Here is a 20,583-nt window from a genome sequence, read left to right on the forward strand (position 1 = left end):
GCGCCGGGCCGAACGACTCTTACCCGACAACAAGGCGCGTATTGCACGCGCCTTGTTGCATTGGGCCGCCGCTTTCACACCGCTTGCCAGCCATTCCCGACACCATGAAACTTTCCGTCCTGGACCAGTCCACCGCCGTGAGCGGGCATGCGCAGACCGATGCGATTGCCGACTCGCTGGCGCTTGCGCGCCATTGCGATGCGCTGGGCTATCACCGTTACTGGGTATCCGAGCACCATCACAGCGGCAGCATCGTCGGCAGCGCGCCCGAGGTGCTGATGGCCGCCATCGCGGCCACCACCTCGCGCATCCGCGTCGGCAGCGCCGGCGTGATGCTGCCGCACTATTCCGCGCTGAAGGTGGCCGAACAGTTCCGTGTGCTCGAAGGCATCGCGCCCGGGCGCATCGACCTCGGCGTCGGCCGCGCCCCCGGTTCCGACCGGCTGACCGCGTATGCGCTCAACCCGGATGCCGGCCAGGCCGCGGAGCGCTTCCCGCAGCAGGTGCAGGACCTCGAAGCCTGGGTCAGCGGCATGCCGCTGGCGCCGGGACACCCGTTCGCCGCCATCCGTGCACATCCGCAGGGGCCGACGCGGCCGGACATCTGGATCCTGGGCAGCTCCAACTACGGCGCGCAGCTGGCCGCGCATTTCGGGCTGCCTTATGCGTATGCCTATTTTTTCAGCGACGGTCAGGGCGTCGAGGAGGCGCTCGAGCTGTACCGCTCGCTTTACCGTCCCAGCGAGCGGCATCCGCTTCCGCAGGCGACCATCTGCGTCTGGGCGCTGGCCGCCGACACGACGGAAGAAGCGCGCCGCCTGCTGACGACGCGCGAGCACTGGCGCATCGGCTTCGAGCGCGGCCTGCGGCTGCCGCTGGTGTCTCCCGAGGAAGCGGCCGCGGCCGTGTACGACGAGGCTGACCGGGCCCGCATCGCCGCACTGCGGCGCAGCGCGATGGTGGGCACCGCCGACGAGGTCGCGAGCCGGCTGCGGCAACTGGGCGCACAGCTCGGCCTGGACGAAATCGTTGTCAATACATGGACTTACGATCCTGCGGCGCGCCGCCATTCGTATGCGCTGCTGGCGAAGGCATTCCAGCTTTCCTGAAACTTGCCATCAAGCATCACTCCGGTTAAAGTTCCCTTGTTTCCTGCCGTAAATTAATTCGAAGGCCTGACCAGAAAACAGGCCTTCGGTACCGCGCTTTCGCCCGCTGGCAGGGGCGCATCCGTGGAAATGAGCCAACAACAATGACCGATCATGTTTTCGATGCCAAATGATGTCTTGATTCAAAACCTGCGCAGCCAGCTGACCCGGCTGACGGAGTCGGCTGGCGACCTGGTCTTCAGGCTCGGAGACAAGGGAGAGATCCGCCACAGCAGCCAGCGCGCGATCGGCATCATCGGTTCCGGCGCCAGCCTGGTCGGCATGCCGGTCTACGACCTGGTCGACGATTCAGACCGCAGCGGCCTTGCGGCGACGGTCGCGCAGGTCATCAGCACCGGGCTCTACCACCGGTTCAACGTGCGCATCCATACCAGCACCGGGCTGCACTGGTTCGAGCTGGAAATCTCGGCGCATGCCGGCGCGGACGGCCAGCTGGAGCTGCTGGCGGTGGGCCGCAACATCTCCGGCCAGCAGGAAACCAAGGAACGGCTGTTGCACCTGGCCACCCATGACGCGCTGACCGGCCTGCCCAATCGCACCCTGCTGTCGGACCGCCTGCGCATGGCGATCGCCAATGCGCGCCGGACCAATGCCGGCTTCACCGTGCTGGCGCTGGACCTGGACGGGTTCAAGAAGGTCAACGACGCGCTCGGCTATGGCGCCGGCGACATGCTGCTGCGCGAGGCGGCCGCGCGCCTGCAGAAGGCGCTGCGCGACCATGACACGCTGGCCCGCGTCAGCGGCGACGAATTCAAGGCGGTGCTGCCCGGCGTCGCCACCCATGCGGAGATCAACCCGATCGCGCGGCGGATGATCAATGCGATCCAGCTTCCGTTCGAGGTGGAAGGGCAGACGCTGTACCTGAGCGCCTCGGTCGGCGCGGCGATCTACCCGGACCATGGCGACAATGAAGTGCGCCTGCTGGCGCATGCCGACACCGCGATGTCGCGCGCCAAGGAAACCGGCCGCGCCCGCTGCGTCGTCTACAGCCGCGTCACCTTCAACGCTCCCGACCATGACGTGTCGATGGAAGCGGCGATGTTCGAGGCGGTGCGCAATGGCGAGTTCTTCCTCCATTACCAGCCCATCGTCCATTCGGGCACCCGCGAGATCGTCGGCTTCGAGGCGCTGATGCGCTGGATGCATCCTGAGCTCGGGCTGGTCGCGCCGAGCCAGTTCATCCAGATGGCGGAAAGCAACGGGCTGATCAACCTGCTCGGCGCCTGGGTGCTCAAGGCCGCCTGCGTGCAGTTGAAGCGCCTGCAGGAAGTGGCGGGCCGCGAGCTGTACGTGTCGGTCAACGTCAGCCCGCGCCAGTTCCGCAATGACCAATTCCTGGCGCTGATGGACGATGCGCTGAAGCTGTCCGGCATGGAAGGCCGCCAGCTCCTGCTCGAGATCACCGAAGGCATCCTGATGTCCGACCCGGTGCATGCGGAAGCCTTGCTGCTGCAGATCGCCGCGCGCGGCGTGCGCATCGCCATCGACGACTTCGGCACCGGCTATTCATCGCTCGCCTATCTGAAGCGCTTCCCCATCAACACGCTGAAGATAGACCGCGCGTTCATCAAGGACCTGCCGGGTTCCGTGAAGGACGCGGCCATCTGCAACGTGGTGCTGAGCCTGGCGCAGCACCTGAACCTGGCGACGGTGGCGGAGGGCGTCGAGAACGAGGAGCAGCTCCAGTTCCTCGTCAGGCAGGGCTGCACCCTGGTCCAGGGCTACCACACCGGACGCCCGATGATGTTCGCCGATGCGATGGACGTGCTCAGGGCCGGCGCCGCCGAACTGGCGCTGCCATGATGATGAAGAAAGGCAGACCATGACCGCCATGCCGCCAGAACTGGGCGATTCCCGCAAGACCCAGGAAATGCTGTGGAAGCAGATCAAGGAACAGGGGCACCTGCCCGGCTTCTCCAACGTGGTCGACCAGATCGTCGGCGCGATGCAGAGCGAGGACGAGCGCGAGTTCAGCATGACCCGCACCGTGCTGTCGGACCCGGCGCTGACGCATCGGGTGCTGCGCCTGGCCAACAGCGCGATGTATGCGATGTTTGGCGAGATCAATACCGTTTCACGCGCGGTCATGGTGCTGGGCACCGAGTCCATCGGCCATCTTGCGCTGGGCCTGAAGCTGGTGGACAGCCTGGCCACGGTGTCGTCCACGTCCTCCGGCGTGCGCACCGAGATGGAGAAGGCGGTGCTGGCCGGCCACATCGCGCGCCAGGTCACGGCGCAGGCCAGCACCCGCGACGCCGAGGAGGCCGTGGTCTGCTCGCTGCTGCATGGACTGGGCCGCATGGTCGTGGTGTTCTACCTGCCGCAGTATTTCGATGCGATCACGAAGATGGTCGAGGAGGGCGTCGACGAGGCGGTGGCGGCGGTGAAGGTGCTCGGCATGACCATGGTCGATGTCGGCCGCCTGATCGCGCGCCGCTGGGGCCTGCCGCGCGACCTGATCGAAAGCCTGCATGACGTGATGCCGCAGGCTGGCGAGCCGCTCGACCACGCCGGCTGGCTGGCGGCGCTGTCGACCATGTCGTCCTCCTGCGCCCGCGCCATCTGCGAGGACGGCGCCGGCGACGAGGCGCTGGCCGTCATCGTCGAAGGCTATTCGGACATGCTGGGGATGGAGTGCGCCACCGTGCTCGAGGCGGTGGGCGCGGCCCGCGAGGCGGCCCGCGACGACCCGGCGCTGACGCGCACGGCCGCCGCCGCGGCAAGCGTCGTGCCGGAAGACATCGGGCGGGTCGACGCGACCCCGGCGCTGGTGCGCGGCGTCGCCGACATGCGCAAGGTCGCCGCCAGCATCACGACCAGCCAGCTGATGACGATGGCGCTGGAAACCATCTTCCAGAATCTCAAGCTGACCCGCGCGGTGGCCTTCCTGCGCAATCGCAAGGAAGGCAAGTACGTGGCCGGCATGTGCTTCGGCGCCGATGTCCAGGTGCTGGCGCCGCGGCTGATGTTCAGCGACGCCTACCAGCCGGACGTGTTCCATGCCGCGCTGGCCAATGACAAGATGGTCTGCGTCAAGGATGCGTCCGACCCGGCGTTCCGCGCCAAGCTGCCGCGCTGGTGGAAGGATGCGTTCCCCGCGGTGCGCAGCTTCATCGTGCTGCCGCTGACCGTGAACCGCCACCCGGTCGGTTTCATCTACGGCGACTGGGATGACACGGTGCCGGCGGCGCTGGAGCAGAGCGAGATCGTCGCGCTCAACGAGCTGCGCGCGCTGACGATGGCCAGGCAATCGAACTGAGGCGGCGGGGAGACGGTTTATGTTGCAGCGCATTTTGTCTGTTTGAAAAGACATCATAGGAAGATCTGAATAAAATCTTCGAAAAATGCATTTTCCTATTGCACCGCACCATGCGCTGTACTATAGTTAAACCGTCTCCTCCACCCTCCCAAGGATGGATTAACCCGCTACCGCAAGGTCAGCGGGTTTTTTTTGGTCGTCATTTTGGTGCCGACCCGCGACGATGCCGGCGCTTTCCCCGAAACGGTGCGGGAAATGGCCCGGATGCCTGGCACGGCGATTGCATGCAAGAACTGTCTCCAGTGGTTGCCCAAAGCGACGACCTTACCCGGCCCCGCGCCGGGTTTTTTTTCGCCGTTACAATGTGCTTCCCTCAGCCATCCGTACATGCCATGCAAGTTGTGCACTGCACCCGCGAACGCCACGGCGACGCCATCCTGGACATCTTCAACGACGCCATTCTCCATTCCACGGCGCTATACGAATACCAGCCCCGCACGTCCCAGCGTATCGATGAATGGTTCGCGGCCAAGGCGCAGGGAGGCTTCCCGGTCATCGGCATCGAAAATGACGACGGCACGCTGGCCGGCTTCGGCAGCTATGGCCCGTTCCGCGCCTTCCCGGCCTACAAGTACACGGTCGAGCATTCGGTCTATGTGCACCAGGCGCATCGCGGCCGCGGCATCGGCAGGGCGCTGATGTCGGCCTTGCTGGCCGCCGCGCGCGCGCAGGACTATCACGTGCTGGTCGGCGCCATCGACATGGATAACCAGGCCAGCATCGCGCTGCATGCCGCCCTGGGCTTCACCCATGCCGGCACGGTGCGGCAGGCGGGCTTCAAGTTCGGCCGCTGGCTGGACGTCGGTTTCTACCAGATCACGCTCGCGACGCCGCTGCAACCGGTCGACGGCTGAGCAGGGGCGACCCGCGGCAACCCGGCCCGGCCGTCGGCCGGCTACGGCGCCGGCCTCCTGCATGCCGGCTGCGGCTGCGACCCGGTCGGCGTCAGCAGCACTGCCCGCGTTTCCGCATTGCCGTTCAGGGCGAATCCGGCGATCTGGCCGCGCTCGTTGACGGCGTTGGCCTGCACCAGCGTCAGGCCGGTGCCGCCGAGGTCGGTAATGTCGTTGAGGTCGTGGATGCAACCGTTGGCCCACATGGTTGCGCGGGAAACCCGCGCAGACTGCGCCAGGTTGTAGCCGACGACCACGCCGGCATTGTTGATGCCGTAAGCGCCGCTGCTGTCCTGCGGCCGCAGCGCCCCGAGGCTGCTGGCCGACCGGCCGCGCCACAGCGTCGCCCGGCTTTGCCGGTCATCCTTCAGCTCGCTGGTCCCGGCAATCAGCCCGGCGTCGTTGATCGCCTGCGCGCTGCTGCCAGTGCCGCCCAGCGTGCCGAGATCGATCGCGCCGCGCCCGTTCCACAGCGTCGCGTGGGCGGCGGTATCGCCGCCGACATAGCTGTAGCCCACCGCCCAGCCCCGGCTGTTGATCGCCAGCGCATTGCTTGCGCTGCCGCCCAGAGTGCCGAGGTCGGTCTTGCGGCCGCCGCTCCAGTAGGCCGCATGCATGCGGCCGTCGGCAAGATGGCTCATCCCGGCAACCTGGCCGCCATCGTTGATCGCATTGGCCGAACTGAAGGCGCCGCCCAGCGTGCCGAGGTCGACGATGGCGCCGCCGCGCCACAGCACCGCATGGCTTGCCGCGTCGCCGCTCGCATAGGCATAGCCTGCCATCACGCCTTGCGTATTGACGCCGGCCACGCCGCTATGGCTGCCGCCCAGCGTGCCGAGGTCGCGCGCCGCGCCGCCGCGCCATGCGACCGCATGCGTGCGTCCGCCGCCGGTCTGGCTGTAGCCGCCCACCGTGCCGCCATCGTTCAGCGCGGTGGCCGCGCTCAGCGGGCCGCCGGCCGTGCCGAGGTCGGTGACGGCATAGGCATAGGCTGCGGCGCCGGCCGCTTGCGCGGCCAGCCCGAGCAGGGCGGCGATGATGCAGGTGCAGAGCGGGTGTTGCGAGGTTTGACGCATGACTCCTCCATGAGCGGCTGATCGTCCGGGCGCTGCTTGCGCGGCGCATGGATGACTATTTCAGGCTTGGGACGAGCGCGTATGACCTGCGTCAGAAGTTCGGGCAAGGCGGCGTTTTTTTGCCGAGGGCAGCAACAGCATCGCCGTCTACACGGCGACGCTGCCGCCGCGGCGGCGCGGTGCGGGATGGAGGTATGAAGGCGCACGCGCGAGCGGGGAGAAGGCGCGCAGGCTGCAGGATGGCAGCGGAAAAAGAAAAAGGACTTCCGGAGAAGTCCTTTGAAAAACACCGAGGTGTTTGGTAGGCCGTGCGGGATTCGAACCTGCGACCAACGGATTAAAAGTCCGCTGCTCTACCAGCTGAGCTAACGACCCAAAAAGCGTAAAAACTTATAAAACAAAAGCTCGCAGCCGGTGCATTAAAAAAGGACTTCCTCTCGGAAGTCCTTTGAATACAACATGCTGCGGTATTCGTGGTAGGCCGTGCGGGATTCGAACCTGCGACCAACGGATTAAAAGTCCGCTGCTCTACCAGCTGAGCTAACGACCCGAAAGACGGCCATTATAGGGAGCCGACCATGGGCTGTCAAATCGTTGGGCTGAATTGACAGCAGGCCGGTCCATACGATGCGCCGGCTATTTCAAAGCGACCAAACGCTGCCTTGCCGTCTGCGCCGCATTCGAGTCCGGATACTGCGCAATCAGCGCTTCCAGCGCCTTCTTGGCCGCGGCCTTGTCCTTCAGCTCGGTATAGCAGCTGGCGATGTTGAGCATCGCGTCGGGGGCCTTCGGATTGTCCGCATAACGGGTCACGACGACCTGCTGCGCCGCGATCGCGCCGCGGTAATCGCGGTCCGCATACAGCGCATTGCCCAGCCAGTACTGCGCCGACGCCGCATAGCCCGACTGCGGGTAGGTGCGCAGGAAGGTGGAGAAGGACTGGGCGGCGCCCTTGTAGTCGCCGCCCTTGAACTGCGCGAGCGCCGCGTCATACGACTGCTGCTCGGACTGCTGCACGTCGACCTCGCGGCCATCGACCGTCATGCGCTGCGGCTCCACCTTGCGCAGGCGGCCGTCGAGGTCGGCGTAGAAGTCCTTCTGCCGCCGCTGCTCGTTGGCCAGCTCATTGGTCAGCACCTCGATCTGCCCGCGCAGCCGCGCGATCTCGCCGCGCAGCTGCTCGTTCTGGCTGGCCAGATCCAGGCTGGTGGTCTTGTCGGCCTTGCCGTCGACGCGGGCATTGACCGCGTCGATGCGGGCGCGGATGTCGAGTATCGCGCGGCGCGCTTCATCATCGTCAAACAAGCCGGCCTGCGCCTGCAGCGGCGCGGCTAGCGCCACTGCCGCAAGCGCTGCGGCCAGCGCGGATCTGGTCAAGGTGCGCATGGCGATCAGTAAGCGATGTCTGCGCGGCGGTTTTCAGCCCATGCCGATTCGTCGCTGCCCAGCGCCTTCGGCTTTTCCTTGCCGAACGAGACCGCCTCCATCTGGCTTTCCTGCACGCCCAGCAGCGCCATTGCGCGGCGCACGGCTTCGGCGCGCTTCTGGCCCAGCGCCAGGTTGTATTCGCGGCCACCGCGCTCGTCGGTGTTGCCCTGGATGACGATCTGGCGGGACTTGTTGGCGTTGAGGTAGCGGGCATGGGCTTCCAGCACCGGCTTGAATTCGTCCTTGACGGTGTAGCTGTCGAGGTCGAAATAGATGCTGCGCTTGGCCAGCACGCCTTGCGGGTCATTCAGCGGGTCCATGCCGGAACGGGTGGCGTTGACGGTGCCGACGCTGCGCGGGTCGGCAGCCTGGCCGGTGGTGCCGCTGCCGGAGCGGTCTTCGACGCCGGCCTTGTCGTCGAGCTTGACTGGCGACGAGCAGGCGGTGACCAGCAGCGCGCCGGTCAGCATGATTGCAAGGGTTTGTGGAATACGCATGGGTAATTCTCCTGTTTGGGTGATCGGATTATTTCATGAAGGGACCCCAGTTGGGCTCCCGGATGTCGCCTGCCTGGGTTGTAACGCGTTGCTTGATACGGCCATCGACCGAGACCACTGCCAGTGTGCCGCGGCGTCCGCCCGACTCGGTCGCGTACATGATGTACTTGCCGTTCGGCGAGAAGCTGGGCGATTCGTCCTTTGTGGTGTCCGACAGACGAAGTTCCTGATTATTGGTAAGGTCCAGCACATAAAGCTGGAAGCGGCCGTCGCGGCGCGAGATGTACGCAAGCGACTTGCCGTCCGGCGAGATGCGCGGGCTGATGTTGTAGGTGCCGTTGAAAGTGACGCGCTGGGCATTGCCGCCGCTGGCGGGCATCCGGTAGATCTGCGGGCCGCCGCTGCGGTCGCTCGTGAAATAGATCGACTGGCCGTCGGCGGAGAACTGCGGCTCGGTGTCGATGCCGTCGGTATTGGTCAGGCGCTGCAGGTTGCTGCCGTCGGCATTGACGGTGTAGACCTGGGTCAGACCGTTGCGGGCCAGCGCAATGGCGATCTTGCTGCCGTCGGGCGACCAGGAAGGCGCCGAGTTGCTGCCCTTGAAGTTGGCGACCACGGTGCGCTGGCGGGTCACCAGGTTCTGCACATAGACCACCGGCTTCTTGTTCTCGAACGATACGTAGGCGACGCGGGTGCCGTCCGGCGACCAGGCCGGCGAGATGATGGGCTCGTTGGAGCGCAGCGCGACGTTCACGCCTTCGCCGTCGGCATCGGCCACTTCCAGCCGGTACTCGCTGCCCACCTTGGTCACGTAGGCGACGCGGGTGGCGAACGCGCCGCGCGCGCCGACCAGCTTTTCATAGATGTCGTCGGCGATCTTGTGGCCGGTCACGCGGGTAAACTGCGGCGCCGCGGCCAGCGCCAGCGCGGAGAGCTGGCTGGCCTTGACCGTGTCGAGCAGGCGGTAGCGCACGTCGAAGCGGCCGTCGGCCAGGCGCTGCACGCTGCCCACCACCAGCGCCTCGGCGCCGCGCGACTTCCATTCGCCGTAGTTGACCTGCGCGGCGTCCGAGATCACGCCGGCGTCCATCACCTTGAACATGCCGCTGCGTTCGAGGTCGGCGCGGATGATGCTGCTGACCTGCTGCGGCGCAATCGACTCATCGGCGAAACCGGCCACGGCGATCGGGATCTGCTGCGCGCCGACGCCGGCGATCTCGACCCGCAGCTGCGCATGCGAGACGGGCGCGGTCAGCAGGGTCGATACGGTGAGGGTGGCCACGGCGACCGCGCGTGCGAGTAATCTTTTTGTCATGGCTTACTGGTCCTTCGGTTTGTGGGATACGGTGAAGCCGGACGGCGCGCGTCCGGAATTATCGGGCGGGAAGGGCTGCGACTTCTCGATCGCGCGCTTCACCGCTTCGTCGAAGCCGGGAACGCCGGAACCCTTGAGCTTGCGGATGCCGCGCACCGAGCCGTCGGGCAGCAGGTCGACCGCATATTCCACCGCCGGGTTGTTGGCCAGCTCATCCGGCACGTTGAACACGGTGTTGGAGCGGATCTTGCCGCCGACCTTGGCCGCGTAGCCCGCATCGGCCCGCGACGGCCCCTGCGAGCGGGCCGCCTGGCCGTTGCCGCCGGAGCCAGTGGCCTGCGCGGTCATGCGCGACAGGTCCTCGAGTCGGCGCTGCTCCGCCGCCTCGGCTTCCGCCTTGGCCTGGGCCTGGGCGCGTTTCTTGTCGGCTTCGGCCTTGGCCAGTTCCTTCTTGCGGGCCTCGGCCTGCTCGCGTTTCTTCTCTTCCTCGGCTTCGCGTTTCTGCGCCGCCTGCTGTTCCAGCTTGCGCTCGCGCTCGGCTTCCTGCCGGCGTTCCTTGTCAGCCTCGGCCTTGGCCAGTTCCTTCTTGCGCGCCTCGGCCTGTTCCTGCTTCTGCTGCGCCAGCTTCTTCTGCTGCTGGCGCTCCTCGCGTTCCTCGCGTTCTTCTTCCTCGCGCTCGCGCCGCTCCTTCTCTTCCTTCAGGCGGCGCTTCTTTTCCTGCTCCAGCGCGATGTCGGGATTGGGCACCGGCTTATCGACCGGGCGCTCCACCGGCGGCGGCGCCGGCTGCGGCTTCGGCGCTTCGACCACGCGCTGCGGCGGAGGCTGCTGCGGCGGCGGCTGCACGGCTTCCGGCTCCGGTTGCGGCTTGGGCGCGGCCTGCTGCGCCTGCGGGCTCCAGATCTCGGCTTCCACCGCTACCGGCGTCTCGTTCTGCCAGCGCACGCCTATCCACAGCAGCGCCACGAGCGCCAGGTGCACCAGCACGGCCAGCGTGAACGAACGCCAGCCGCCGGGCTCCTTGGGTATGGTGTACGGTGTCGCGTCTTTCATGGATTGTTTAACGGGTAGCCAGGCCGACGCGCGCGAAGCCTATCTTCTTGGCCTCGGACACCATCTGTATCACTTCGTCGTATTTGATGTTCTTGTCGGCCGCGATCATGATCGCCAGCTCGCCATCCTGCGCATGCAGGTCGCGCAGCCGGCGCACCAGTTCGGCGCGGCTCGACACGGTCTGCTGCTTCGCCGCGTTCTTGCCGCCGGTGATGCCGATGGTGGCGGCTTCGTCCGGCTTCAGCGAGATCTGGATATAGGACGGCGGCGGCAGCGCCGACTTGCCGGCGGTGGGCAGGTTGATCACGCTCGGGTTGACCATCGGGGCGGCGGCCATGAAGATCACCAGCAGCACCAGCATCACGTCGATATACGGCACGACGTTGATCTCGGCCTTGAACTTGCGCGACCGTCCGCCGCGCATCGTGGAATTGGCCATCAGCGCGCCTGCCTCTGCAGAATGTTGGAAAACTCTTCGATGAAGGTCTCGAAGCGGATTGCCAGCCGGTCGATGTCATGCGAGTAGCGGTTGTAGGCCACCACTGCCGGGATCGCCGCGAACAGGCCGATGGCGGTGGCGATCAGCGCCTCGGCAATGCCGGGCGCAACCGTCGCCAGCGTCGCCTGTTGCACATTGCCCAGGCCGCGGAATGCATTCATGATGCCCCAGACCGTGCCGAACAAGCCGACATAGGGCGACACCGAACCGACCGAGGCCAGGAAGGCCAGGTGCGACTCCAGCGCATCCATTTCGCGCTGGTAGGCTGCGCGCATCGCGCGGCGGGCGCCTTCCAGCGGGCCGGCGCCCTGGGCGTCGCCGCGCGGCGTGCTGGCGCGGGCCTTCATGAATTCGCTCATGCCGGACTCGAAGATGCGTTCCAGCGCGCCGCTGTCGTTCTTGTGCTGCCGGCGCGACGACGTGGCGTCCTGGTACAGCGTGTCCAGGCTGCCGCCCGACCAGAACAGCCGTTCGAATTCCTCGGTCTGGGCGCGCGCGCTGCGGATCGCGAACATCTTGCGGAAAATATACGTCCAGCTCATGGCCGAGACGGCCAGCAACAGCGCCATGACCAGTTGCACCAGTATCGACGCATTGGTTATCAGGGATAGGAATGAAAGATCTGCAGTGGGGGTCATGGAGTAAGCTGGTTGGTCAGTACTTGTTCGGTTGATGTGAGCAGTGACGCATGCATCCGTGCAAAAAGGGATGCGACGCGGTTGTCAGGGCGGGATGCATGCGGCGCTGGTCTTGATCCGGTCGAGGACCCGGGACGGGATGGCGCCCGGCCGCAGGGTGTTGGTATCCACGCAAGCAACCTTGATCCGGCCGCTGCACAGCCGCTGCCGGCCAGTCGGCGTTATGCGCCATGCTTCCTGGGAAAATTGCACCGAGGCAGCGCCAAGGCGTTCGACTACGACGCTGATCTCGAGTTCATCGTCCAGCCGCGCCGGCGCATGGTAGTCCAGCGCGGTGCTTCGCACAACAAACATCATGCCCGACTCCTGCGCCAGCGCTTGCTGGCCCACCCCCGCCGCCCGCAGCCATTCGGTGCGGGCGCGCTCGAAGAACTTCAGGTAATTGGCATAGAAGACGATGCCACCGGTGTCGGTATCTTCGTAATAGACGCGGATCGTCCATGTGAACTCTGCTGCTGCGGGCATCGAGCGATCTTTCGAACTTTCCTCTACGAAACAAGCTTATGTTGCGGCGCACACATTTTACTACTGTGCGCGTTTCACGGTAAATGCGGAGAAACCCTGGCAGGTCGGCATCATCTCGATGACGTTGATGTTCACGTGCGGCGGCAGCGTGGCGATCCAGTAGGCGGCTTCGGCGATGTCGGCGGCGGTCAGCGGCGTCGTTCCCTCGTAGACCTTGGCGGCGGCGGCGTCGTCGCCGCGGAAACGGACATTGGAAAACTCGGTGCCGCCGCACAGGCCCGGCGCGATATTGGTCGCGCGCACGCCGGTTCCGACCAGGTCGGCGCGCAGGTTCAGCGTGAACTGGTCGACGAACGCCTTGGTCGCGCCGTACACGTTGCCGCCCGGGTAAGGGTAGGCGCCGGCGACCGAGCCGAGGTTGATCACCAGGCCGCTGCCGCGGGCCACCATCTGCGGCAGCACCTGCCGGGTCATGGTCACCAGGCCCTTGCAATTGGTGTCTATCATGGTCTCCCACTCGTCCAGCGACGCGTTGTGCGCGGGTTCCACGCCCAGCGCCAGGCCGGCGTTGTTGACCAGCACGTCGATGTCCTTCCACTCCGCCGGCAGCGCGGCCAGCGCCGCATTGATCGAGTCCTTGCTGGTGACGTCGAGTTCGACCGGCAGCAGCCCCGCGCCGAGCTCCGCGGCAAGCGCGTCGAGGCGTTCGCGGCGGCGTCCGGCGGCAATCACCTTGTGGCCATGCTGGACAAACTTGCGCGCCATTTCAGCGCCGAAGCCTGCGGTTGCGCCGGTAATCAGGACGATCATTGAATTCCTCGAATCAGTTTGTAAGTCGGACAGGCGCGCGGGAAAGGGCGCGTAAAAGTCCGAGATTGTAGCCCAAAGGACATTCGCCCGCAGGTGCGCCGCCGCACCAATCTTGCCCAAATCGGCTCCCGTAATCTACAATGCGCAAACCATTTCGTCTCACGTGACTGGCGAAACGCCGGGTTCCTCGCCCGGCAGAAGGTGGGCATCCACCGGGAAGCGTGAGATTTCAATAGCCGTGCGCCTGGGCAGCCAAGATGGTAAGCAGGTTGAGGCTGCCCGTCATTCCCCGCGTCTTTCGGCCGGCTCTCATCCAATTGCACCGTTGCTGTCCGTTATCCTCGATTGGAGTACTCCATGTTTGCCAAAGACCATACCATCGCCAAAGTCGACCCCGAACTCTGGTCCGCCATCCAGCTTGAGAACACCCGCCAGCAGGAACACATCGAACTGATCGCGTCGGAAAACTACACGTCGCCGGCCGTGATGGAAGCGCAGGGCAGCCAGCTGACCAACAAGTACGCGGAAGGCTATCCGGGCAAGCGCTACTACGGCGGCTGCGAATACGTGGACGTGGCCGAAACCCTGGCGATCAACCGGCTGAAGGAACTGTTCGGCGCCGAGGCGGCGAACGTGCAGCCGAATTCCGGCTCGCAGGCCAACCAGGGCGTGTTCTTCGCGATGCTCAAGCCGGGCGACACCATCATGGGCATGTCGCTGGCCGAAGGCGGCCACCTGACGCACGGCATGGCGCTCAACATGTCGGGCAAGTGGTTCAACGTCGTTTCCTACGGCCTCGACCAGAATGAAGAGATCGACTACGAGGCGATGGAGCGCCTGGCGCGCGAGCACAAGCCGAAGCTGATCATCGCCGGCGCCTCGGCCTACTCGCTGCGCATCGACTTCGAGCGCTTCGCCAGGGTCGCGAAGGAAATCGGCGCCTATTTCATGGTCGACATGGCGCATTATGCGGGCCTGATCGCCGCCGGCGTCTACCCGAACCCGGTGCCGCATGCCGACTTCGTCACGTCGACCACGCACAAGTCGCTGCGCGGCCCGCGCGGCGGCATCATCCTGATGAAGGCCGAGTTCGAGAAAGCGATCAATTCCGCGATCTTCCCCGGCATCCAGGGCGGCCCGCTGATGCACGTGATCGCCGGCAAGGCGGTGGCATTCAAGGAAGCGCAGGCGCCGGAGTTCAAGGCCTACCAGCAGCAGGTGGTAAAGAACGCGGCAGCGCTGGCCAACACGCTGATCGAGCGCGGCCTGCGCATCGTGTCCGGCCGCACCGAATCGCACGTGATGCTGGTCGACCTGCGCGCCAAGAAGATCACCGGCAAGGAAGCCGAAGCCATCCTCGGTTCGGCCCATATCACCTGCAACAAGAACGCGATCCCGAACGACCCGGAAAAGCCGTTCGTCACGTCCGGCATCCGCCTCGGCAGCCCGGCCATGACCACCCGCGGTTTCGGCGAGGCCGAAGCGGTCAAGGTCGGCCACCTGATCGCCGACGTGCTCGACAATCCGCATGACGCTGCGACCATCGACCGGGTCAAGGCCGAAGTGAAGAAGCTGACCGACGCTTTCCCGGTCTACGCTGCCTAAACAGCCGCATCGGGGGCCGCCCGCGGTTGCAGTTGCCGGCGGGCGGCCCTTATACTCGGTATCAATCCTACAACGCCTGTCGCTTCCGGTGCCCGCGCCATGAAATGTCCTTTCTGCCAGCACGAAGACACGCAAGTCCTCGACACCCGTGTGTCCGAGGAAGGCGACAGCATCCGCCGCCGGCGCCGCTGCAATTTTTGCGAAAAGCGATTCACGACCTATGAACGGGTCGAACTGGCGATGCCGGTCATCGTCAAGAAGAACGGCAGCCGCACCGATTTCGAACCGGCCAAGCTGCGCGCCAGCATGATGCTGGCCTTGCGCAAGCGTCCGGTGCCGGCCGACCAGGTCGACGCCGCGATCCAGCGGATCGAGGAAAAGCTGCTGTCCAGCGGCCAGCGCGAAGTGCCGTCCGGCCAGGTCGGCGAACTGGTAATGAGCGAATTGCAGCGTTTGGACAAAATTGCCTACATACGATTCGCTTCGGTGTACCGCAGCTTCAAGGACGTGGCCGAATTCCACCACGTGATCGCCGAAATCGACCACGAACGCAAGAAGTAGCCGGTAGCAGGGCATCAACGCTGTAAATCTCCAACGCAGCAAGCCATCAAGGCAGCGATCCTCAACGCTGCAAGTCTCAAAGGCAGCAAGTCTTCAACGCCACAAATCTTCAAGGCAGCAAGTCTCCAGGCAACAAGTCTTCAACGCCGCTCCAGAAATCGTCTTCTGTCGTATGCCTCGCTGCGCGTGCCCGCCGGGCCGCAGTCAACATCGTGTCGTTTTGCCTGACCCGTCCAGCGCCCCTGCGCCGGGACGGGATTGCCGGAGTGTCTGGCCATGCTCAACCTCGGACGCCTGTCCCTGCGCGGTTTTACGCTGATCGAAGTCATGCTGGCGCTCTGCCTGCTGTCGATGGCCGCCATCAGCCTCGCCGGCCTGCAATGGCGCTCGCTTCATGCGGCCCACCAGTCGTCGCTGCATCGGGCCGCGATGCAGCTTGCCGCCGACATCGCCGATGAAGTGCGCGCCGGCGCGGTCCCGGACGCGGCGGCGCAGGCGGCCTGGATGGGCCGTGCCGCCGCCATGCTGCCCGGCGGCTGGGCGGTCGTATGCCGGGACCCGTCGCCCTGGAATGACGCCGCCGGCGCGTTTCGCTGGGCCTGCGAAGGCGCCGCCGGGCCGCTGCTGGTGAAAGTGGCATGGCGGCAGGGAGGCGGCGCGCCGGCAGCGCCGCTGCTGGTGGCCCCGGTGGCCCCGGCAATGCCATGACCCGGCGCAGCCCGACCGGGATGGCGCTGCCGGAACTGATGGTCGCACTGGCCGTCGGGGCGATGCTGGTGCTGGCCGCGAGCGCGCTTGTGATGCAGGCCCGGAACAGCTACCTGCTGACCGGCGACCTGGCGCGCATCGAGGAAAACGGTCGCTTCGCGGTCGCCATCCTGGGCCAGGCGGTACGCCAGGCCGGTTACCGGGACTGGGGCGCGGCCGGCGCCGTCGAGGCGGACTGGCCTGCGGTCAGCGGACTGGATGCGCGGTCCCTGCGCGATAGGTCGGATGGCATCGGCGGGCCATACGGCGCGGCGGTCAACGGCAGCGACGTGCTGGCGCTGCGCTTCGACGGCAACCGCGCCGGCTCAGGCGATACGGCGATGAGGAACTGCGCCGGCGCCAGCGTGGCCGCGGACGCGCCGGGGGCGGGCTGGAGCATCTTCTACATCGCCAACGACAGCCTGGGCGAACCCGAACTGCGCTGCAAATACCGGACGGCCAGCGGCTGGAACTCCGATGCGCTGGTGCGCGGCGTCGACGGTTTCCAGGTGCTGTACGGGTTGGCCGACGCTGCAGACGGCGCTGCGCCGCTACGCTATGCCAGCGCCAGCGTCGTCGCGCAGGAAGCTACCGGCTGGCAGCGGGTCGTGTCGCTCAAGGTGGCGTTGCTGCTGCGCGGAAACCAGCCCGGGCCGGCCCGTTCGCGGCGCTACGACCTGTTCGGCGCCGACTATGCCGGCTATGCCGATCGGTTCGACCCGGCGGACAGCGGCGTGCGGGTCGAGGAAGCCCGGTTGCCGCCGGCAAGCCGGGGCCTGCAGCGCCGCATCCATGCCGCCACCATCTTCCTGCGCAACCGGGGCGAGGCCGGCGCATGAGGCGCTGCGGCGGCACGGCCCTGTTCATGTGCCTGCTGATGACTGCGGTGGTCGCGCTGCTGGGCATGTCCGGCGCGCTGGTCGCGCTGCAGGACGAGCGCGCCGGCCGCAACGACCGCGACCGCACGCTGGCGTTCCAGGCGGCGGAAGCCGCGCTGCTGGATGCGCAGCTCGACATCGAGCAGCCGCCCGACACCGTGCGCGGGGCGCTGTTCGGCATTGCCACGCCGCGTTTTCCGGCCGAATGCGGCAGCGGCGACGTGCTGCTCGGGCTGTGCGACGGCGCGGCGGACGCTGCCTGGCAGCGGACCGACTTCAGCGACGCAACCGCGGCCGGCGCGCGCACCGTCGCCTATGGCCAGTTCACCGGCCAGCGCATGCAGGCGGGCATCGGCGCACTGCAGCAGCGCCTGCCGCGCTACCTGATCGAAGCCCACGCCGACCGGCGCGCGGGCGCGGCGGCGGACCTGTCGGCCGGCCCGCGCCTCTATCGCATCAGCGCGATGGGTTTCGGCGCGCAGGACGGCACCCGGGTGCTGCTGCAGGCCTGGTATCGACGCACGGGGGCAAACTAGCATGCGGCGCCGGCTGCCTGCGATGCCTGCGATGCCTGCGGTGTTGCATACGCTGCGTGCGGCGCTGCCGGCGACACTGTTCGCGGCGCTGCTCGCGGCCGCGCACGGTGCGGCCACGATGCCGTCGCTGAAGCTCGCCGATGCGGCCGAGCTCGCCCGCTTCGGCGCCTGCACGGCGGTGGTCACCGACCCGGGCGGCGGCATGCTGTACCAGGCCACCGCGGCCGCGTCGGGGCTGGACGGCGAACTTGCCGCCTATCCGCTGCTGCGCGATGCGGCGGGCCGGCCGGTGATTGTCGCTCGGCCCGCGTGGAGCGCGGCGGCGCTGCTGGACGCCCGCGACCCGGACACGCGCCAGCTGTACACCGGCCAGCCGGATGGCATCGCGTTGCGCACGGTCGCACTCCAATGGCAGGAACTCGACGCCGCGCAGCGCCTCTTGCTGTCGAATGGCGGCGACGATACGCCGGGGCCGCAACGGCTGGCTTACCTGCGCGGCGATCGCACGCGGGAAACAGGCCGGCCCGGCGGCAGGCTGCGCCAGCGCCGCAGCCTGCTGGGCGCCACGGTGACCGGCGCGCCGCTGTTCGTCGCTCCGGCGGTCGCAGTGGGCGCAGCGGCCACGTCGGCCACGTCGGCCGCATCCGGCGACGCCGGCCGCCGCGCCGCTTTTGCCGATGCGGCGAGCCGGCGGCCGGCGGCGGTCTACCTGCAAGCCAACGACGGCATGCTGCATGCGTTCGACGCAGCCAGCGGCGCCGAATTGTTCGCCTACCTGCCGCAGGCGCTGCAGCCGTACTGGCCGCGGCTGCCCACCGCCGCGCATGCCGCCGGCCCCTATGCCGACGGCGGCATCGCGGCGGGCGATGCGCTGGTCGGCGGCGTCCGGAAGACCGTGCTGGCGGGCGCGCTGGGCAGCGCGGCGCAGGGATTGTTCGTGCTGGACATCAGCGACCCGTCGCGGTTCGGGCAGGGCGCGGGCGTCCTGTTCGAGTTCACCGACCGGGACGACCCGGATATCGGCAATGTCTTCAACGCCCCGGCCATTGCCCGCTTTCGCACCGGTACGGACACCTATGGTGACTTCGTGGTCGTGGCCTCGGGCTACAACACCAGCCGGGCCGATGGCGAGGGGCGCTTCAATCCGGCGGGCCCCGGCGCGCTGTTCCTGCTGTCGCTGGACCGTGCAGCATCCAGCCCGTGGCAGCTGAACGGCAACTATTTCAAATTCCTGCTGCCGGCGGCAAGCCATGCAAAGGCGAACGGGCTGTCGCAGCCGGCGCTGGTGCCCGGCGCCGACGGCGTCGTGCAATCCGCCTTTGCCGGCGACCTGCAGGGCCAGGTCTGGCCACTCGATTTCGGGTCGGACCCTCCGCGGACCGTGCAGGCCGCGACGCCGCTGTTTGCCGCACGTGACGCCGGCGGCAAACGGCAGCCGATCACCGCGCCGTTGCGGGCCGTGCATGCGGAACAGGGCTTGCTGCTGCTGTTCGGCACCGGACGGCTGCTGGAGGCGGCCGATGCCGCTGACCAATCCGTCCAGTCGTTTTATGCGGTGTCCGATCAGCTGGCGGTTCCGCTGCCGGCCGGCCGCGCAAGGCTCGCCGGCCGGAAACTGCTTGCCGGCGGCGACGGCCTGGTGCGGCTGGAAGGCGGCGCCTTGCCGGCGCAGGGCTGGCTGCTCGATTTCCCGGCCGCCGGCGAGCGCATCGTCGCCAGCCCGACGCTGGCCGACGGCAAGCTTTACTTCGCCACGATGCGCCCCGGCGAAAGCGCATGCGCGGCCCCTGGCGGCCTGTATCAGCTCGACGCGCTGACGGGCCGCCCGCCGGCGTCCGTGCTGGCGCCGTGGCTGGGGCTGGCGGCGCCGGCCGGCCGCACGCTGGCGCTGACGCCGGAGCGCAGGCCCGGCCCGGCCGGCGGCGCGCCTGCGCCAGGTGCGCCGGCTAGCGATTCGGTGCTTGGCGCCGGGGCTGGCAAGCCAGTTCCGTCCATCGCCGGAAAGCGCCGTGCCGGCCGGCTGGGCTGGCGTGAAGTCATCGAATGGGAGGCAAGCCACAATGCGGACCCGCAGCAATAAGGCCCTGGAGGAGGGCGGCCATACGCTTATTGAACTGCTGGCCGTGCTTGGCATCCTGGCGGTGCTGGCCGCGGCGGCCATGCACGGCTGGCAGGCGTTGGTGCGCCGGCAGCAGCGCGCGGAAGGCAAGGCGGCGCTGCTGCAGATGATGCAGCAGCAGGAACGCCATTTCTCCCTGCATGGCCGCTACCAGGCGTTCGATGCGATCGCGCCGGCGCCGTTCAAGTGGCATTCGGGACCGACGCCGGCCGACAGTGCTTACGCCATCAGCGCCGTCGGCTGCGCCGGCATGTCGCTGGCAAGCTGCGTGACGGCGGTTGCGCATCCGGGCGGCGCCGGCGTGCGGCCCGGCGAGGGCGACCCGGCCTGCGGGGTGCTTCGGCTGGACAGCCGCGGCGTGCGGCAGGCCGACGGCGGCGCCGCGTGCTGGTGAAACCTTCGCGCGGCGGCCATACGCTGGTCGAAATGCTGTCGGTGCTGGCCATCGCCGCCATCCTTGCCGGCCTGGCCATGCCGTCCCTGCAACGTATGCTGCAGCAGCATCGGCTCAACGCGACGGTAAACGAGTTCCTCGCCGCCGTGACGCTGGCCCGCTCCGAAGCCGTGCGCCGCGGCGCGCAGGTGATGCTGCTGCCGGCCGGCGACGGCTGGGGCAGCGGCTGGGTCGTCGCGGTCGACCGCAATGCCAACAGGCGCTACGACGCCGGCGACGAACTGCTGTACAGCCACGGGCCGGCGGCCGCCGGCGTCGCCATCGACGGCAGCTTCACCGACGACAGCCAGCCCTACATGGCCTATGGCGCGGGCGGGCTGGGCCGCAGCAGGACGGGCGCCGCGCAGGCGGGGTCCTGGCAGTTCAGCTGCGGCGGCCAGCGGCGCAGCATCATCGTCAACCTGCTTGGCCGCCCGCGCAGCTGCAACCCGGATACCGGCAGGCCGCCTTGCTAGAATGGC

21 protein-coding genes, 2 tRNA genes and 1 riboswitch are annotated in these 20,583 nt (G+C 67.3%); of the genes, 12 read left to right on the forward strand and 11 right to left on the reverse strand.

The genetic code is table 11. The annotated features are described in order from the left end of the window. Positions 1 to 104 precede the first annotated feature (104 nt). From QOL82_RS10750 to QOL82_RS10765, 4 genes are all read left to right on the forward strand, one after another. Complete coding sequence (locus QOL82_RS10750; protein ID WP_283442257.1) at positions 105 to 1,109, forward strand: LLM class flavin-dependent oxidoreductase; 1,005 nt, start codon at positions 105 to 107, stop codon at positions 1,107 to 1,109. Positions 1,110 to 1,262: 153 nt separating this feature from the next. Next, positions 1,263 to 2,972, forward strand: a complete 1,710-nt coding sequence (locus tag QOL82_RS10755; protein ID WP_430438465.1) for a putative bifunctional diguanylate cyclase/phosphodiesterase — start codon at positions 1,263 to 1,265, stop codon at positions 2,970 to 2,972. A 19-nt stretch (positions 2,973 to 2,991) separates the two neighbouring features. Further along, positions 2,992 to 4,428 (forward strand): HDOD domain-containing protein, encoded by a 1,437-nt coding sequence (locus QOL82_RS10760; protein WP_283442258.1) that lies wholly within the window; start codon positions 2,992 to 2,994, stop codon positions 4,426 to 4,428. Positions 4,429 to 4,820: 392 nt separating this feature from the next. Continuing rightward, entirely contained in the window at positions 4,821 to 5,342 is a 522-nt protein-coding gene (locus QOL82_RS10765) for a GNAT family N-acetyltransferase (protein ID WP_283442259.1), read from the forward strand. Between the two features lie 41 nt (positions 5,343 to 5,383). Here the strand turns inward: QOL82_RS10765 and QOL82_RS10770 are convergent, their stop codons facing one another. The 11 genes from QOL82_RS10770 to QOL82_RS10820 all read right to left on the reverse strand — a co-directional run bounded on the left by QOL82_RS10770 (position 5,384) and on the right by QOL82_RS10820 (position 13,222). Further along, positions 5,384 to 6,457, reverse strand: coding sequence for a hypothetical protein (locus QOL82_RS10770; protein WP_283442260.1), 1,074 nt, complete (start codon positions 6,455 to 6,457; stop codon positions 5,384 to 5,386). Positions 6,458 to 6,756: 299 nt separating this feature from the next. Beyond that, a tRNA-Lys gene (locus QOL82_RS10775) sits at positions 6,757 to 6,832 on the reverse strand. Between the two features lie 99 nt (positions 6,833 to 6,931). Continuing rightward, positions 6,932 to 7,007 (reverse strand) — tRNA-Lys (locus QOL82_RS10780). 86 nt (positions 7,008 to 7,093) lie between these two features. Further along, positions 7,094 to 7,843, reverse strand: a complete 750-nt coding sequence (ybgF, locus tag QOL82_RS10785; RefSeq protein ID WP_283442261.1) for a tol-pal system protein YbgF — start codon at positions 7,841 to 7,843, stop codon at positions 7,094 to 7,096. 5 nt (positions 7,844 to 7,848) lie between these two features. After that, positions 7,849 to 8,382, reverse strand: coding sequence for a peptidoglycan-associated lipoprotein Pal (pal, locus tag QOL82_RS10790; RefSeq protein WP_283442262.1), 534 nt, complete (start codon positions 8,380 to 8,382; stop codon positions 7,849 to 7,851). A 28-nt stretch (positions 8,383 to 8,410) separates the two neighbouring features. Next, complete coding sequence (gene tolB / locus QOL82_RS10795; RefSeq protein ID WP_283442263.1) at positions 8,411 to 9,697, reverse strand: Tol-Pal system beta propeller repeat protein TolB; 1,287 nt, start codon at positions 9,695 to 9,697, stop codon at positions 8,411 to 8,413. Positions 9,698 to 9,700: 3 nt separating this feature from the next. Next, positions 9,701 to 10,750: a cell envelope integrity protein TolA gene (gene tolA / locus QOL82_RS10800; RefSeq protein ID WP_283442264.1), complete on the reverse strand. Its 1,050-nt coding sequence runs from the start codon at positions 10,748 to 10,750 to the stop codon at positions 9,701 to 9,703. 7 nt (positions 10,751 to 10,757) lie between these two features. Next, positions 10,758 to 11,189, reverse strand: coding sequence for an ExbD/TolR family protein (locus QOL82_RS10805; protein ID WP_283442265.1), 432 nt, complete (start codon positions 11,187 to 11,189; stop codon positions 10,758 to 10,760). Next, entirely contained in the window at positions 11,189 to 11,887 is a 699-nt protein-coding gene (gene tolQ, locus QOL82_RS10810; protein WP_283442266.1) for a protein TolQ, read from the reverse strand. The genes QOL82_RS10805 and tolQ overlap by 1 nt, the downstream gene beginning before the upstream one ends. An 84-nt stretch (positions 11,888 to 11,971) precedes the next feature. Next, a complete protein-coding gene (gene ybgC / locus QOL82_RS10815; protein ID WP_283442267.1) occupies positions 11,972 to 12,412 on the reverse strand; it encodes a tol-pal system-associated acyl-CoA thioesterase in 441 nt (146 codons plus the stop codon). 60 nt (positions 12,413 to 12,472) lie between these two features. Further along, entirely contained in the window at positions 12,473 to 13,222 is a 750-nt protein-coding gene (locus tag QOL82_RS10820) for an SDR family NAD(P)-dependent oxidoreductase (protein WP_283442268.1), read from the reverse strand. Positions 13,223 to 13,375: 153 nt separating this feature from the next. Then, positions 13,376 to 13,479: riboswitch (ZMP/ZTP riboswitch) on the forward strand. 100 nt (positions 13,480 to 13,579) lie between these two features. Between QOL82_RS10820 and glyA the strand changes: the two genes are divergently transcribed. From glyA to QOL82_RS10860, 8 genes are all read left to right on the forward strand, one after another. After that, on the forward strand, positions 13,580 to 14,827 hold the full coding sequence (gene glyA / locus QOL82_RS10825) for a serine hydroxymethyltransferase (RefSeq protein WP_283442269.1): 1,248 nt from the start codon (positions 13,580 to 13,582) through the stop codon (positions 14,825 to 14,827). Positions 14,828 to 14,926: 99 nt separating this feature from the next. Then, on the forward strand, positions 14,927 to 15,388 hold the full coding sequence (nrdR, locus tag QOL82_RS10830; protein WP_283442270.1) for a transcriptional regulator NrdR: 462 nt from the start codon (positions 14,927 to 14,929) through the stop codon (positions 15,386 to 15,388). A 276-nt stretch (positions 15,389 to 15,664) separates the two neighbouring features. Then, positions 15,665 to 16,096, forward strand: coding sequence for a type IV pilus modification PilV family protein (locus tag QOL82_RS10835; RefSeq protein ID WP_283442271.1), 432 nt, complete (start codon positions 15,665 to 15,667; stop codon positions 16,094 to 16,096). Beyond that, positions 16,093 to 16,974, forward strand: a complete 882-nt coding sequence (locus tag QOL82_RS10840) for a PilW family protein (protein ID WP_283442272.1) — start codon at positions 16,093 to 16,095, stop codon at positions 16,972 to 16,974. Before QOL82_RS10835 ends, QOL82_RS10840 begins: the two co-directional genes overlap by 4 nt. Continuing rightward, entirely contained in the window at positions 16,971 to 17,549 is a 579-nt protein-coding gene (locus QOL82_RS10845; RefSeq protein ID WP_283442273.1) for a pilus assembly PilX family protein, read from the forward strand. Before QOL82_RS10840 ends, QOL82_RS10845 begins: the two co-directional genes overlap by 4 nt. 22 nt (positions 17,550 to 17,571) lie before the next feature. After that, positions 17,572 to 19,629 carry a pilus assembly protein gene (locus tag QOL82_RS10850; RefSeq protein ID WP_283442274.1) on the forward strand — a complete coding sequence of 686 codons (2,058 nt, stop codon included), beginning with the start codon at positions 17,572 to 17,574 and terminating at the stop codon, positions 19,627 to 19,629. Continuing rightward, complete coding sequence (locus QOL82_RS10855; protein WP_283442275.1) at positions 19,610 to 20,062, forward strand: type IV pilin protein; 453 nt, start codon at positions 19,610 to 19,612, stop codon at positions 20,060 to 20,062. The genes QOL82_RS10850 and QOL82_RS10855 overlap by 20 nt, the downstream gene beginning before the upstream one ends. Continuing rightward, entirely contained in the window at positions 20,053 to 20,577 is a 525-nt protein-coding gene (locus QOL82_RS10860; protein WP_283442276.1) for a GspH/FimT family pseudopilin, read from the forward strand. Before QOL82_RS10855 ends, QOL82_RS10860 begins: the two co-directional genes overlap by 10 nt. Positions 20,578 to 20,583 lie beyond the last annotated feature (6 nt).

The organism is Noviherbaspirillum suwonense (assembly GCF_900182955.1).
In the GTDB taxonomy this organism is placed as follows: Bacteria; Pseudomonadota; Gammaproteobacteria; order Burkholderiales; family Burkholderiaceae_D; genus Noviherbaspirillum_A; species Noviherbaspirillum_A suwonense.

Bases quoted from the DNA above. Each gene is read 5' to 3' on its own strand.
- QOL82_RS10750 (WP_283442257.1), top strand. From the start codon at position 105: ATGAAACTTTCCGTCCTGGACCAGTCCACCGCCGTGAGCGGGCATGCG.
- QOL82_RS10755 (WP_430438465.1), top strand. From the start codon at position 1,263: ATGTTTTCGATGCCAAATGATGTCTTGATTCAAAACCTGCGCAGCCAG.
- QOL82_RS10760 (WP_283442258.1), top strand. From the start codon at position 2,992: ATGACCGCCATGCCGCCAGAACTGGGCGATTCCCGCAAGACCCAGGAA.
- QOL82_RS10765 (WP_283442259.1), top strand. From the start codon at position 4,821: ATGCAAGTTGTGCACTGCACCCGCGAACGCCACGGCGACGCCATCCTG.
- QOL82_RS10770 (WP_283442260.1), bottom strand. From the start codon at position 6,457: ATGCGTCAAACCTCGCAACACCCGCTCTGCACCTGCATCATCGCCGCC.
- ybgF (WP_283442261.1), bottom strand. From the start codon at position 7,843: ATGCGCACCTTGACCAGATCCGCGCTGGCCGCAGCGCTTGCGGCAGTG.
- pal (WP_283442262.1), bottom strand. From the start codon at position 8,382: ATGCGTATTCCACAAACCCTTGCAATCATGCTGACCGGCGCGCTGCTG.
- tolB (WP_283442263.1), bottom strand. From the start codon at position 9,697: ATGACAAAAAGATTACTCGCACGCGCGGTCGCCGTGGCCACCCTCACC.
- tolA (WP_283442264.1), bottom strand. From the start codon at position 10,750: ATGAAAGACGCGACACCGTACACCATACCCAAGGAGCCCGGCGGCTGG.
- QOL82_RS10805 (WP_283442265.1), bottom strand. From the start codon at position 11,189: ATGGCCAATTCCACGATGCGCGGCGGACGGTCGCGCAAGTTCAAGGCC.
- tolQ (WP_283442266.1), bottom strand. From the start codon at position 11,887: ATGACCCCCACTGCAGATCTTTCATTCCTATCCCTGATAACCAATGCG.
- ybgC (WP_283442267.1), bottom strand. From the start codon at position 12,412: ATGCCCGCAGCAGCAGAGTTCACATGGACGATCCGCGTCTATTACGAA.
- QOL82_RS10820 (WP_283442268.1), bottom strand. From the start codon at position 13,222: ATGATCGTCCTGATTACCGGCGCAACCGCAGGCTTCGGCGCTGAAATG.
- glyA (WP_283442269.1), top strand. From the start codon at position 13,580: ATGTTTGCCAAAGACCATACCATCGCCAAAGTCGACCCCGAACTCTGG.
- nrdR (WP_283442270.1), top strand. From the start codon at position 14,927: ATGAAATGTCCTTTCTGCCAGCACGAAGACACGCAAGTCCTCGACACC.
- QOL82_RS10835 (WP_283442271.1), top strand. From the start codon at position 15,665: ATGCTCAACCTCGGACGCCTGTCCCTGCGCGGTTTTACGCTGATCGAA.
- QOL82_RS10840 (WP_283442272.1), top strand. From the start codon at position 16,093: ATGACCCGGCGCAGCCCGACCGGGATGGCGCTGCCGGAACTGATGGTC.
- QOL82_RS10845 (WP_283442273.1), top strand. From the start codon at position 16,971: ATGAGGCGCTGCGGCGGCACGGCCCTGTTCATGTGCCTGCTGATGACT.
- QOL82_RS10850 (WP_283442274.1), top strand. From the start codon at position 17,572: ATGCCTGCGATGCCTGCGGTGTTGCATACGCTGCGTGCGGCGCTGCCG.
- QOL82_RS10855 (WP_283442275.1), top strand. From the start codon at position 19,610: ATGCGGACCCGCAGCAATAAGGCCCTGGAGGAGGGCGGCCATACGCTT.